Consider the following 12,942-nt stretch of genomic DNA (forward strand, 5'->3'; position numbering starts at 1 on the left):
GGTTGATCAAATGGTTCACACGGCTGAGAAAAACTTATGCATAAAGAGTTGCTAACTCTTCTGTGTGAGAAGTTTGTTCGAGAATCAGGTCAGCCGCTTTCTCTGCGATCATGATGGTCGGAGCCATTGTGTGACAACGCGGTATGGTCGGCATCACCGAGGCATCCACAACCCCTAGTCCATCCACTCCATGAACCTGTAATGTTGGATCGACCACTGCTAATGGATCAGTCCCCATCCGACAGGTTCCGACGGGATGCCACCAGCCATCTGCACCCGATCGAATGTAGTCTTCAAGGTCACGATCGCTCTGTAACAGTCGATCAGGCATAATCGGCGCACCGATCACATCAATCATGGGTTCAGCCGCAAAGATTGCTTGAGCCTTGCGAATCCCTGCAATCAAGACCTGAAGATCGTGCCCTTCTGGGTCAGATAGATATTGCGGATCAATAATTGGATGATCCATCGGATCAGGCGATCGCAGGCGCATTGATCCAACACTGCGGGGGGCAATGAGAGTCGGCCCGATCGTCATGCCATGCTGCTTTGCTGGAACTAACCCATAGTCATAAAACACAACTGGGGCAAACTGTAGCTCTAAGTCTGGAGCAATCAGATCCGGTGTGGTACGGAGAAAGGCAGCCGCTTCTAGAACGCTGGATGTTAACATTCCACGTTGGAATAATAGATACCGCATTTGCTCGATCGGTGTATTTGCATTGAGCATAGATAGCGGCTTTGTGCTTTCCATCACAACTGCGGTGGCAACATGATCTTGTAAGTTTTGTCCCACTCCTGGCAGATCAACGACCACTTCAATCTCAAGCTCCCGCAAGTGCTGCGCGGGGCCAATCCCAGACAATAGTAGTAGTTGAGTCGATCCAACGGTTCCACCCGAAAGGATTACTTCACGAGTCGCAGTGGCTATTTGCAGTGTCCCTTCACGTCGATATTCAATGCCACTTGCTCGATTGTCCTGCATTAATATGCGAGTAGATTGTGCATCAGTAAGAACATGCAGGTTAGAGCGATGCATTGCTGGGCGCAAGAAGGCATCCGCCGTACTCCAGCGACGACCTTGATGTTGAGTAACTTGTACCCAGCCTACGCCTTCTAGCAGTGAACCGTTGAGATCAGGATTATAGGGAAAACCGATCGCTTGTGCTGACTCAATAAAAACACGGCTCAGAGGATTGGGATCACGCAGATCTTCAACATACAGAGAGCCACGATCGCCGTGTAGTTCGCTACTACCCCGACTGTTGCATTCTGAGCGACGAAAGTAAGGTAGAACATCCTTCCAACCCCAACCAGTGTTTCCTAACTGTTCCCAGTGGTTATAATCAGCCGGAACACCACGCAAATACATCATGGCGTTAATAGATGTAGAACCACCCAAGGTTCGACCTTTTGCCCAATAGCTTTTGCGCCCTTGCAATTCTGCTTGTGGAATCGCACTATAGTTCCAGTCATATTCGGTCTTGAAGAGTTGACTAAAAGCGGCGGGAATGTGAATTTCAGGCTTGTGATCTGGTGAGCCTGCTTCTAGCAATAAGACTCGATTTTGGGGATTGGCACTGAGGCGATCGGCAAGTACACAACCTGCTGCCCCTGCACCCACAATAATGAAATCATACAAAGCACCCTGATTTATCTGGTTGATCATGACGGTTCTCCATTTCATTGCTGAAGCATTAGGTGTGGAGCATTGCTAAGTTCTCGATCGCATAGAGAGAATGCGGCTCATCCGGCAACATTTTTATAAACACACCGGGTTCTAAATCAATCTCTTGTTCCATCAACATCAGCGTTCCTCGCCCTTCTAACACTGTGAGGCAGACCGATCGAGGGGCTGAATGTTCAGGTAGGGATGTTCCAGCAGTGATGCAAATCAGCGCGTGTGTGACCTGTTCATCTTTGGCGATAACCTGACGAGAAACACCAGGCTTATCATAGTTAACTTTTTCCAAAAGGTTGGCGACGATTGATATACGTAGTTCGGATGTCATTGCTTGATCTCCAATTTAGTGGTGATTCTTGGTTTGTTGGAATGTGCTTAAAACTGGCATTTCAGCCCAACAGTGTGAACAAAAGAAGTAGACTTGCTGATGTCGAATGTGGCGAAGTAATTGACTATGGCAGCATGGACAGGAATACATAGGTCGGATTAATGTTTAGATCAACGTTAGGGAAAGACGATTTTGGGTTCGGGTAGATGTCCTAAATAGAGATGAGCGGCGGCTCTGAGGACAATCTGAGAATAGAGAATCTTTTGAATTTCTAGACTGGGAGCGCGGTTTGCAATTGCACGGTAAGCAATGATTTCTCCCTCAAAGCTCCAATCACTTTTAGAACGGTAATGATCATAGTCATGAACAGCCGCAAGAACTGCCCCATAAAATGGATTGGTGTAAATTGAAGTATCGTAAGCCTCTGTGCTGACCCAAAGTTGATTTTGTTCGATGTCAGCAAACACTTCTTTGGGTGAGTGATAGCGCGGATAGTCCGAAAACAAAAGATTTAGAGGCAATTGCCGAAATTCTTCCATGAGCCAGTCGCATAATTCAGCTTGAGTTTCGGGCGAGATCTCAGCAGGATGACCTTCCAGGTAGAATTTGGCCAGGGTTTCCAGTTTTGACTTCATGCTGTCCTCCTCTCTCAATAGCATTTTGGAATGCTGGAATTGTTTCTGTCTTGCGTTACTATCAAGTTAATTCAAGTTTGAGAGTGCGTCTCTGAGGTAGCTCAAGTTCAGCAAAATTAGAGCATCTAGGGTGGTCAACGATGATAGCTATGATCGAGCATTTAACAAAAGCTGCGATTTTTGAGCAGATAGCCTTGGAAGAATTACAGACCTTACAACATCAATCGCAAGTACATCATTATTTACGGGATGAAATCGTGCTGCATGAAGGCGATCGCTTACCCCTGAAACTACATATCCTGCTGGCTGGGAAGCTTCAAGTTAAGAAGACGGCTCCCAACGGGCGAGAAACCCTGCTCAGAATCTTGCTGGCTGGAGAGATATTTGCTGCCCCTGCTCTATTTGGTGATGGGTTGTCTCCAGCGACGATCGTGGCAGAAACTGATTGCGAAATTCTACTAGTTGAAAAATCAGCGCTATTGATTGTCTTTCAACGAAATCCTGAAGTTGCAGTTCGCATGTTGGTTACACTAACGCAACGGTTAAATCAACTCCATCAGACTATACATGGACTTGTTTCAGAACGTGCGATCGTGCGATTAGCTCAAATGATTCAGTCAACGGCTGCTCAGTATGGAACCGAACCTAGCCCTGCTGGAAATCGCCTCAATGTTACGCTGTCTCACTATCATATTGCTCGGACGATTGGCATTTCCTATGAGGAGTGTGTCCGGTTGATTGGGCGGTTGAAACCAACGATCGAGTACAAGCGGGGGGGATATATTACGATTTTGGATGCAGAGGCGTTAGATGCGATTTCAGCAGGGATGACGGAAGACTGAATCTAACTAAGCGTTACGATTTCTGCCAGTAGTTATTTGCTGCGGCAATGGTGGCGAATTCTGTGGCAACAACTTGCCCAACAGCAATCAGCATCATGGCATCGTCTCCATAAGCTTCACGGATGTGTTGGCGTTTTTCTTCATCAGGCTGAGTTAATTTAACAATGAGTCGCGCCATCATAACTGCCAGCTTTCGTCCTTCTTCGGGGGTAGGAGTAATCAGTGAATTGTTGGGAATCAGGGTCAGTTCAGTGACGGGCGTTGGGGTAGAAGTCAATGTTGCATTCGTCATTGTACGTGTCTCCTTATTTTGTGATGAGTGTTCTAAAGCTCAGTCATTTTAGTTGCAAAGGCAGGCAGATTTTCTGCTTTTACTTCTGTTACCGCGATCGCAGTATGGGGACTCTTGAAGGTTTGCTGTGCGTCTAGTTGCTGGCAAAAAATCATCGTCTTGACATGTTCATTCTCATCGTCGCGAATGTTGGTAAACACATCATAGAGATTATCTACTTTGGGATGACGGAACTTAGTCTGAGTGATCTGCATTTCTTCAAACATATAGAGATCACCCTCTTGATAGTAGTTGATTGCAACTTGAGGCGCAGGCATTGCTTTCAGGGCTACTTCATAGTCTTTTAGATAGCGATCGTAGGTGTCATAGGCATGTTGCTCAATCAACTCCATGATGTAATATGCCGACCTGGGCAACAGCATGTAAAGCGGAACAACAATCCAGTAGTAGACCATTGCTAAATGTTGTGCCAAGAATCGATCGACCCAGTAGCGATCGCCGCCCAACGATTCCATAATCAGCAGATGATGTAATTCGTTCCAGGTTTCTGAAAAATGAACTTTCAGCCAGTCTGCTTTTCGCCAAATCCCCAGGGTTTCATAGAGATGAAGCACAGATAGATAGGCGAAATAGGGAACACGGGCAATAGTTTCTAGAACATAAAACCGTTGATAGGGACGATTCTGGTACAAAACATCGGTCACAAAAACGAGAATGCTGACCATCGATCGAATAAACACTCTCATGATTCGATACTCCCAATAAAGTTACTGTCGCACCGCACAGAAGGCAAGATAGCCTGAGCTTTGGTGGTGTTGGCGAAACACTCTAGATTGAGCTTTATACATACTTTGACCGAGTAAGGCAAACTTGTCCTTGAGATAGCTCATATTGTTTGAGCTAATCAGTTCATAGTATTTTTCAACCTGTAAATTTTCGTTGATCCGTGGAGACGATCGTCGGGAAATCTCTCCATGGTTGCCCGACGATTTAGGGTAGGCACTGGGCACTGTCCCCTACAACCAACCAGAAATTTACAGCAAGATACTTCATCACCTTTCAGCTACAATCCATCGACAGGTCAACTTACCATCAACCTTAATCCATTGCCCTACTAATATTTTTCGCCTGGCAACAGGCGGTGTTGTATGTAAGGGTGCAGGCTGAGCTTGAGTCTGTCGGATGATTAAAGAATCCATAATCAGGTTCCTCTACTAAGTGGAGACTAAAACAGTTAGGCTTATCTATCGCGAAGTCCCAGTAGAAAAGACAAGATACTCTCTATCAACTCATCTAGTGAGGAGGCATTTTGGAGCGATCGCCAAACTACAATCTCAAACTCGATTTGAATTTGCAATGCCAGCCTCACTGCCATAAAACTTTTACCAATACCATGCAGCCCAACCGCTGTTTGGCGCTGCTCAGCTACCACCCACTGCCGTAATTGGGCTAACTCTGCTTCGCGTCTATAATGGTATGGCTCATTATGGCCGGATTCCTGAAAGAGTCTTGGTGGAGAACAATCTCCTGCCGATAGCTCAACTCCAAAAGCTGTTAGGAATTGTGCCAAAGATTGTCGATCGACGGCTTCTTGGCGTTTGAGAATGCGAGCGATCGTGGTCAGCGATAAACCACTCAGTTCGCTCATATATTCACGAGTCAAGCGAAGACCAAAGTTGCGATCGTTAGCTGCTTGTTGTTGCGCCTGCTGCAACTTGTGCCATCCCTGGCTGGTGAGAATGACACCGCGTTCGCGTTTGCGGTGAGAGGTATGAGAGGTATGATTGTGCTGGTGGGTTTGCCTACTATCAAGTAATGTTGGCATGATAAAACTGCCTCCGTTGAGAATCAAAACTGGAATATTTTACTCAAGTGCTGCTCAGTGCAAGTATGCTGTTTACTTGGGCATCGCCTGCACGATCGCTAACCTTAGCTGCTCAAGATTCCAGGCGTTGCGATAGCGAACATTGTTGATGAATAGCGCGGGCGTTGTGGTTACTCCGCTCTGGGTGCCACTTTGGATATCATCAGCAATACGGTTCACATAGCTGTGGTGCCATAGATCCTGAAGCAATCGGCTAATGTCTAAACTAAGCTCGTTAGCATACTCTAAAAGATAGCCATTCTCTAATCGCTGTTGTTGGGCAAACAGGCGATCGTGCATCAACCAAAACTTTCCCTGTGCGGCAGCAGCTTCAGCAATTTCGGCAGCTTTGTATGCTTGAGGGTGAAATTGCGTTCGAGGAAAATGCCGAAACACAAAACAAAGTTGATTACCAAACTGTTGCTGCAAGTGTTGAATCATCTTATGTACCTCACCACAATAGAGACATTGATAGTCACCATAGCTGACAATTGCGATCGGAGCGGCTAGCACGCCTTGAATATGGTCACGATTTGAAATGGGTACGGTTAGTTGATTCCCGTCGGTCTGATCCATGACTCTTGTAACTGTCGATAGCTTTAAGAATAGGTGAGTCAGGTGGTCGCTGTCGCATCCCCTAGGAGTCGTTTTTGACCTACTCAAACGAGGAGCGATCGCCACTGCTTTAGAGCAGGAATGAACCTATCCCAAAGGATAGGAGACTGATGATATGCTCAAACCTAGAGCGCGATAATACCTCGCTTGAGGGCTACAATCATCGCTTGGGTGCGATCGCTAACACCCAACTTACCCAAGATATTTTTGACGTGAAATTTAACTGTGCCTTCTGCGATCGACAACGTGACGCTAATTTCTAAATTGCTCTTGCCCATTGCCATCTGGTTCAGCACTTCTAGTTCGCGATCGCTCAATTCTGGGCTACCCATGCGTTCTGCTAGCTTTGCGCCTACAGCAGGGGGAATGTACTGTTGTCCAGCGTGAACGGCACGAATCGCAGCTAATAACTCTTCTGGTTCTGCATCCTTGAGGACATAGCCTTTAGCACCCGCGCGCAGACCCCGGTAGATATCTTCATCACCATCATAGGTCGTCAGTACAATTAAGTGAGCATTGGCAAATTCTGCAACGATCGCAGCGATCGCTTCTACGCCGCCCATTTCTGGCATTCGCAAATCCATCAAAGTTACATCGGGCTGATGTTGACGAAATAAGGTTACTGCCTCTCGCCCATTGCAGGCTTGCCCCACTACTCGCATGTCAGGTTTATAGTCCAACACCGCAGCTAATCCTTGCCGCATGAAGGGGTGGTCATCGACAATCAGAACCCGAATTGGGGGCAGTGAATCAGTAGTGGAGGAGGTCATACAGCAACTTTAACAACGACTTCTGTGCCCTGTCCGGGATGACTTTGGATCATGAATTTAGCGCCAATGCGTTCTGCTCGTTCAGTCATACTCAGCAGCCCAAACCCTTGACCCACGGCGAGACTTCCCACAGCGAACCCTTGACCCTGATCTCTGATACGGAGAACGCATTGTGGTTTGGCATACACTAACTCGACATGAATCGTACTGGTATTGGCATATTTGAAGGCATTTGTGAGTGCTTCTTGCCCAATGCGGAGTAAGTTAATTTCGACCTCCTGGGGCAATGAATAGGGCTGACCCACCACATCGCAGACGATCGCGGTCTCGGTATGGGTAAACAGTTGAGTCGCATAACATTTGAGGGCACTTGGGAGGTCGCCTTCTTCTAACAGTTGAGGTCGGAGGGCATCCACCGATCGTCGCGCATCCGTCAGCCCCGATCGAGCCAGAGTACGTCCGGTCTTGATGTAGGCTTGCGCCGCATCTGGATCAAGGATCAGGCGTTGGGCGGCCGCATCTAAGTACACAATGATGCTAGTGAAAGCTTGCGCCAGAGTATCATGAATTTCCCGTGCCATTCGATTGCGTTCTTCTAGAATAGATGCAGCTTCGGCTTGTTTACGATCGCTCAGATCTAGTACAAATCCAATCACTTGATTTTGATTTTCAGCTAAGACAGCATGGCCAATTAGCACGGGGATGCGACTACCATCTGGGCGTTGATATTCTTTTTCGTAGGGCATACAAACGCCCTGAGTCCTGAGTTCCTGGATGGCTCGTTGACTGACGGCTAGATGTTCGGGAGGTGTGATGCTCACCCAATTTACTCGCCCGGCTGCTAAGTCTTCTTGGGTATACCCCACCATTTTGAGAAAGGCCTGGTTAGCTTCGAGAATAGGGCCGTCCAGGGCAGTGACAATGACTCCAATAATATCTGACTCAGCTAACCGTCTGAACTTAGCTTCACTCTGCCGCAATGCGATTTCAATGTGCTGGCGCTCCTCAATTTCCTGTTCTAGTTGGAGGGTGCGGGCTTTCACTTTTTGTTCTAGCGTTTGAGCATGTTCAGCTAATTGTTGATGAGAAAGTTTGAGGTTGCCCCAGACTAGATAGCCACTGCTCAGAATGGCAGATATGATCAGGGCAAAGAGTGGCGGAATTATAATCAACCACCAACCTACTAGAAAGGCGCAGTAGACTATCGAACATAGCCCAATACTCAGCCCTAAACTAGCGATCGCAGTCTGCTGGGGCGATCGTAAGCGCCAACCCAGAGTCGCGCCCATAGTTGCCCAGAACAAAATCCAGAGCCATTCAATCGGTTCAGACCAGACTTGAATGAGCGGCTGACCCTCTAGCACCACGCTCAACAGTTGGCTGGCGACATGGGCATGAACTTCAACACCAGAGGGGGCAGTATCTGGACTGGTCGTGTAGGAGGTATAGAAGCGATCGGTGAGGCTTTCGGCGGTGAGGCCAATCAAGACAATGCGATCGCGTAGTAAATCTGGTGGAATACGATTTTGTAGAACATCTGTGATTGAAATGCTGCGAAAGCCTTGGGGCAGGTTGCGAAAGTTTGACAAAATTTGATAGCCGCCCGCATCGACATTGCTGTAGCCGCCATCCTGCGATTGTAGGGGAGTGAATACTGCTTTTCCTAGCCGAAATTGGCGATCGCTCAAGGTTTGAGGAGTGATGCCTGCTGCTTCTAAATAATCAAAGGCAAGTTTTGTCCCCAGGCTGAGAATTGTTTGTTGATCTTTACTAGTTAAATACAATAAATCACGCCGAATTCTGCCGTCACTGTCTACTACAAAATCACTAGCACTGACTTGTCCCTTCTGGTTTAACAGAGGCGCGGCTTCTACTGCATCCTGGTCTGCACCACCGACGACTTGTTTGATACCAATGAGATGAGGCGTTGAGGCAAACACTTGAACTAATTCTGCATGACCAGGTTCAACAGGCAAATTGCGAAAGAGATCTAGCCCGATCACTTGAGGCTGCTGCTGTTTGATAAGTGTGAGCAAACGCGCTAATGTGCGATCGGACATCGGCCATTGCCCTAGTTGTTTGATATCGGCTTCGTCGATCGTGACCATGACAATTCGGGGATCCGCCGATTCTATCTGACGTAGGCGAAAGAGTTGATCTAGTGCGAGTAACTCCAGTAGCTGCAATGCTCCTAGCAACCGTAGCGCAATCAGCAGAGCAGTGACGGTGGGAGCGATAATCCAGACTCCACGCCATTGCCAAATGCGTTGCTTGAGGGTTGTCCACATAGGGCATTCTGATTAAGTATCAGGGGGTGCGGGGCGATCGATTACTTGGCAGTGGGCGGTATTTTTTGTATCAGTTGAGGAGTGATCTCGCTGACTCCAGCCGATTGTAAAAGTTCTCGCCAAACTGCGTCTAATTTAGCATCATTGGGTTGACTGTTGCGTAGCTCAAATAGGGTTATCAGAGCATCGTACCAGAGGTTGGCACTGCGATATTGTCTGTAGAGTGTCAGCCGTTCTTGAGGGGTCGCCTGCTGAATCTGCTGCATCAGCGCAGGGGAAGGTTCGATACGCCGAATTTCACCTGTGACGAAGCGATCGTGGAAGCGGTTTTGGGGATTGCAGATCACCGCAAATGACCACAAATAATCTTTGCCAACTGCGATCGGCGGCACATCGGCTGGGAGGCTAATCTGAACAATCGTAGGGGTGTTGGTTAATGCCAGTGTTGTGCGATATACCTTGCCCCCAGCAGGATTGCTGAGATTAAATTCTGCTGACTGCGCTTTAGTCTGCGGTACATAGACCAGAATGGTTGGTTGCTTTGCGACAGTTAAGCCTACGCTATTGGTGGGGCTGAGTGCCGTTAAAACTGGGTTAGGCTTTTGGGTATCTTGGGGGCAAGCACTATCGTCTCGGCGGCCACCCGGTGCGGTGCTACCAGGGTTAGGCGGCGGCGGGGGTAACTGACTGGTTTGGTGTTGACGTTCTAGAGCGAATGTCGGAGCGATAATAGTGCCAGCTAACCCGAACCCAATTAGACTAGCCATACATGTAACCTGGAGCGATCGTAGACGGGCACATTGAACATCCGGATGGTTTGATGGTGGCATAGGTTTAGTAGTGATTTATGTAACTGTTTATGTATTGTTGAATGATTGGATGTAGGGGCAATCCTCCTCTGGTTGCCCAAAGCTTCAGGGTAAGAGGGCGCTACCCCTACAGGGGATTTTCCATGACTTCCATAATTGAATATTACAACCAATTTCCTAACAGAATAAACGGGGCCCAATAATAGGGATGCGCCGATCGCCGTTTTTGTAGAAGGGAAATCTGCGCCTGTCGTAAGGCTTCGGCTTTGGTGACGTTGGGTTTGTTCAATTGTTGATAAAATTCGACCATTAGCGCCGCAGTGGAACGATCGCTGACTGCCCACAAGGTTGCCAGAGTGCTACGTGCGCCCGATCGTACTGCTATCCCAGCCATCCCCAATGCTGCACGACGATCACCCTCTGCGGTCTGGCAGGCACTCAATACTAGCAATTCAATGGGGCTGAGTTGACTATTGCGCGATCGCAACAGTTGATCGAGTTGGGTGGCATTAATGCGACCATCCCAGGTCAGGAGAAATGTTTGTTCGGCATTAGAACTAAATTGTCCGTGGGTGGCGAGATGCACGATCGAAAACGGATTGGCATCAATTTGATTCTGAAAACTTGTGTTCGTAAATTGCTGATTGAGCAATACCTGAGTTGAGAGAGCGGCTTGAATGCGATCGACTTCATAGTTTACATTGGGCAACGCAGCAAACCCTTGACGGGCTTCGCTCAAGCCTCCGATTAGGCCTGTCATTTGTTGGCGTTCTAGGGGTTGTGGGGGCAAAAGTTGTAAACCAGGGGCCAGGGCAATGCTGTACTGCTCGATTAAATAGTGTTGACCATCGTGAAGGGCTGCCATTGGTAGATTTCGCAATCCGCCATCGGGCACAAAAACCAGTGTGGTTACACCACTAGCAGCGATCGGGGTGGCGATCGGGCGTAACAGCAAGTTATACACCTGTTGGGCAATGGGTAAGCGTTCTTCTACAAATGAAGTGGGAATCAGGGATTGCCGCATCTGGTCTAGAATGCGATCGGTTTCCAGGGCAGGTAATGTCGTTTCGGCATAGCGCAAGGGTTGGTTGGGCAGTGCCAAAATCACGGCTAAACGGTTGGGCAGAATAATTGGATAGATGACCGCCGATTGGGGATTAATCTGGTCAATCTGGACGGGGCGAACAGTCAGACACGCCGATCGAAAGAAGTTGTCAAGCTCTGCCAATTGCAGCGATTCAATCACGTCTCGCGCCTGTTTGAGGTTTTGCTGACTGGGTGCGCTAGGAGTCGCTTGCAACAATAGTTCGACAAACTGCCGATACACAGGTTCTACTTGCTGCTGAAACGAAAACTGGACATCTGGATTAATTGCTACTAGATCGGTGCGGAGCGATCGCAACAAATTGACGGCTTCGCCATAAGCAGTGATCGCTGATTGCAGGTTGCCCGTAGCCGCACAGGACTGAGTGCCCTGACAATAAATTCGCCCTAGTTACCACTGCCACTGGTAGGCAATATCAGGGGTGTAAGTTGCTTGAGTCAATGCTTGCTGAGTGAGCGATCGGGCATGTTCCCATTGTTGGGATTGTTCATACAAATGGCCAAGGGTTCCCAGAGCATAGGATTCGGCACGACGATCGCTCAGATCACGAGCCTGCAAAATTGCCGTTGCCAACAGTTGCGCTGTGTCGGATTTTACAGTTGCATTGTTCCATTGAGTTAGCGTCTGCGCCAGGTGAATGCGGGTATATATTGCGGTGCGACTAGCGGGCAGTTTGGTGAGTTGGGGTTGAATTTGCGCCCACAAATTTAGTGCGGGAGTCGATTGTGCCGACTCAACAAATAAACTCAGTTGCTCGGCTTGAGCTTTCAGCTTTAGAGTCGGTGAGGAGGAAATGTCTGCCGCTTGACGATATAAAGTCAATGCTTCAGAGAGTTGGGTGGCTGGCTCTGGCTGTGCTGTGGAGGGTAAGGTCGATCGTGCCAGATTTCCCAAACTCAGAAGAATGCTGCTGATGCTGGTGTTGGCTTCTGTTGGGGAGATTTGCCCGGTGTTACGCAGACGTTCTGCGATCGCCAAACTTTGCTGCAAGACCTGTCGGGCACGGGTGCGATCTCCCACTCGCTGCAAAACATTGCCCAAGTTTTGCAATCCTGCTACTTTGAGAGCATTGTCAGGTTGGCTTTGCAGTTTCTGGGCAATTTGTTCTAATAGCGTAGCCGCACGACGATAGAATCCTAGAGCTTGTAGGGCGCGAGTCTGATTGATTTGGCTACCAATTTGACCTACAGCATCGCCTATTTGCCCATAGGTCGCTTCGGCACGTTCCCAGCTTGACAATGCTTCGATCGCTTTCCCCTGGCGTAGTTGCAGGTTGCCTTGAATATTCAGCGCTTGTGCGATTAGAAACACAGGGTTGGGACGGGATCTATGATCTGATGTGGATAGTTTCGCTAACAGGCTTAAACTTTCTGAGATTGCCTGATTTGCTGCTTTCCAGTCACCCAGTTGCTCAAAGGCTGTTGCGATGGCATTCAGTGTTCGTGCCTGATTGAGAGGATCGCTTTGACGGGCAAAGTTAGCGGCTACGGGCTGCCAAAGGGCGATCGCATCTGTAAATTGTTCTGCCTGATAGAGGCGTTCTCCAGGTTGGAGCGGATCGGGCACAGTCGTTGATGTTGAGGGTGCAGAGAATCCGAGGAGGATGGTTAGCCATGCTGCAATAAACCAGCCCACGATTCGGAGCCATCGTTGTTTAGACAACTGGCGCAGTAAACCGGACTTCACGAAGTAGATAGGGTGAGACATGGG

General features: G+C 48.4%; 14 protein-coding genes. 1 reads left to right on the forward strand and 13 read right to left on the reverse strand.

Annotated features, from left to right (window positions below):
• Positions 1-34 precede the first annotated feature (34 nt).
• From ACKFKH_RS08355 to ACKFKH_RS08365, 3 genes are all read right to left on the reverse strand, one after another.
• Entirely contained in the window at positions 35-1,669 is a 1,635-nt protein-coding gene (locus ACKFKH_RS08355; RefSeq protein ID WP_446857802.1) for a GMC family oxidoreductase, read from the reverse strand.
• 28 nt (positions 1,670-1,697) lie between these two features.
• Positions 1,698-2,012 (reverse strand): cupin domain-containing protein, encoded by a 315-nt coding sequence (locus ACKFKH_RS08360; RefSeq protein WP_446857803.1) that lies wholly within the window; start codon positions 2,010-2,012, stop codon positions 1,698-1,700.
• Positions 2,013-2,188: 176 nt separating this feature from the next.
• A complete protein-coding gene (locus ACKFKH_RS08365; protein WP_446857804.1) occupies positions 2,189-2,647 on the reverse strand; it encodes a hypothetical protein in 459 nt (152 codons plus the stop codon).
• Positions 2,648-2,787: 140 nt separating this feature from the next.
• On the opposite strand from ACKFKH_RS08365, the gene ACKFKH_RS08370 reads away from it, so the two are divergent.
• Positions 2,788-3,489 carry a Crp/Fnr family transcriptional regulator gene (locus ACKFKH_RS08370; protein ID WP_446857805.1) on the forward strand — a complete coding sequence of 234 codons (702 nt, stop codon included), beginning with the start codon at positions 2,788-2,790 and terminating at the stop codon, positions 3,487-3,489.
• A gap of 13 nt (positions 3,490-3,502) precedes the next feature.
• Here the strand turns inward: ACKFKH_RS08370 and ACKFKH_RS08375 are convergent, their stop codons facing one another.
• From ACKFKH_RS08375 to ACKFKH_RS08420, 10 genes are all read right to left on the reverse strand, one after another.
• Complete coding sequence (locus ACKFKH_RS08375) at positions 3,503-3,781, reverse strand: hexameric tyrosine-coordinated heme protein (RefSeq protein ID WP_446857806.1); 279 nt, start codon at positions 3,779-3,781, stop codon at positions 3,503-3,505.
• A 32-nt stretch (positions 3,782-3,813) separates the two neighbouring features.
• Positions 3,814-4,527, reverse strand: a complete 714-nt coding sequence (locus ACKFKH_RS08380) for an alternative oxidase (RefSeq protein ID WP_446857807.1) — start codon at positions 4,525-4,527, stop codon at positions 3,814-3,816.
• Positions 4,528-4,548: 21 nt separating this feature from the next.
• Entirely contained in the window at positions 4,549-4,791 is a 243-nt protein-coding gene (locus tag ACKFKH_RS08385) for a hypothetical protein (protein WP_446857808.1), read from the reverse strand.
• Positions 4,792-5,021: 230 nt separating this feature from the next.
• Positions 5,022-5,606, reverse strand: a complete 585-nt coding sequence (locus ACKFKH_RS08390; protein WP_446857809.1) for a hypothetical protein — start codon at positions 5,604-5,606, stop codon at positions 5,022-5,024.
• Positions 5,607-5,678: 72 nt separating this feature from the next.
• Positions 5,679-6,221, reverse strand: coding sequence for a DsbA family protein (locus ACKFKH_RS08395; RefSeq protein ID WP_446857810.1), 543 nt, complete (start codon positions 6,219-6,221; stop codon positions 5,679-5,681).
• A 164-nt stretch (positions 6,222-6,385) separates the two neighbouring features.
• Positions 6,386-7,030 carry a response regulator gene (locus tag ACKFKH_RS08400; RefSeq protein WP_446857811.1) on the reverse strand — a complete coding sequence of 215 codons (645 nt, stop codon included), beginning with the start codon at positions 7,028-7,030 and terminating at the stop codon, positions 6,386-6,388.
• Positions 7,027-9,318 (reverse strand): CHASE2 domain-containing protein, encoded by a 2,292-nt coding sequence (locus ACKFKH_RS08405; RefSeq protein ID WP_446857812.1) that lies wholly within the window; start codon positions 9,316-9,318, stop codon positions 7,027-7,029. Before ACKFKH_RS08405 ends, ACKFKH_RS08400 begins: the two co-directional genes overlap by 4 nt.
• A gap of 41 nt (positions 9,319-9,359) precedes the next feature.
• Positions 9,360-10,148 (reverse strand): DUF928 domain-containing protein, encoded by a 789-nt coding sequence (locus ACKFKH_RS08410; RefSeq protein ID WP_446857813.1) that lies wholly within the window; start codon positions 10,146-10,148, stop codon positions 9,360-9,362.
• Between the two features lie 142 nt (positions 10,149-10,290).
• A complete protein-coding gene (locus tag ACKFKH_RS08415) occupies positions 10,291-11,532 on the reverse strand; it encodes a CHAT domain-containing protein (RefSeq protein ID WP_446857814.1) in 1,242 nt (413 codons plus the stop codon).
• Between the two features lie 90 nt (positions 11,533-11,622).
• Positions 11,623-12,939 carry a hypothetical protein gene (locus ACKFKH_RS08420; RefSeq protein ID WP_446857815.1) on the reverse strand — a complete coding sequence of 439 codons (1,317 nt, stop codon included), beginning with the start codon at positions 12,937-12,939 and terminating at the stop codon, positions 11,623-11,625.
• Positions 12,940-12,942 lie beyond the last annotated feature (3 nt).

Source organism: Phormidesmis sp. 146-20 (assembly GCF_052939475.1).

Bases quoted from the DNA above. Each gene is read 5' to 3' on its own strand.
- ACKFKH_RS08370 (WP_446857805.1), top strand. From the start codon at position 2,788: ATGATAGCTATGATCGAGCATTTAACAAAAGCTGCGATTTTTGAGCAG.
- ACKFKH_RS08360 (WP_446857803.1), bottom strand. From the start codon at position 2,012: ATGACATCCGAACTACGTATATCAATCGTCGCCAACCTTTTGGAAAAA.
- ACKFKH_RS08395 (WP_446857810.1), bottom strand. From the start codon at position 6,221: ATGGATCAGACCGACGGGAATCAACTAACCGTACCCATTTCAAATCGT.
- ACKFKH_RS08380 (WP_446857807.1), bottom strand. From the start codon at position 4,527: ATGAGAGTGTTTATTCGATCGATGGTCAGCATTCTCGTTTTTGTGACC.
- ACKFKH_RS08390 (WP_446857809.1), bottom strand. From the start codon at position 5,606: ATGCCAACATTACTTGATAGTAGGCAAACCCACCAGCACAATCATACC.
- ACKFKH_RS08355 (WP_446857802.1), bottom strand. From the start codon at position 1,669: ATGATCAACCAGATAAATCAGGGTGCTTTGTATGATTTCATTATTGTG.
- ACKFKH_RS08405 (WP_446857812.1), bottom strand. From the start codon at position 9,318: ATGTGGACAACCCTCAAGCAACGCATTTGGCAATGGCGTGGAGTCTGG.
- ACKFKH_RS08420 (WP_446857815.1), bottom strand. From the start codon at position 12,939: ATGTCTCACCCTATCTACTTCGTGAAGTCCGGTTTACTGCGCCAGTTG.
- ACKFKH_RS08410 (WP_446857813.1), bottom strand. From the start codon at position 10,148: ATGCCACCATCAAACCATCCGGATGTTCAATGTGCCCGTCTACGATCG.
- ACKFKH_RS08375 (WP_446857806.1), bottom strand. From the start codon at position 3,781: ATGACGAATGCAACATTGACTTCTACCCCAACGCCCGTCACTGAACTG.
- ACKFKH_RS08400 (WP_446857811.1), bottom strand. From the start codon at position 7,030: ATGACCTCCTCCACTACTGATTCACTGCCCCCAATTCGGGTTCTGATT.
- ACKFKH_RS08365 (WP_446857804.1), bottom strand. From the start codon at position 2,647: ATGAAGTCAAAACTGGAAACCCTGGCCAAATTCTACCTGGAAGGTCAT.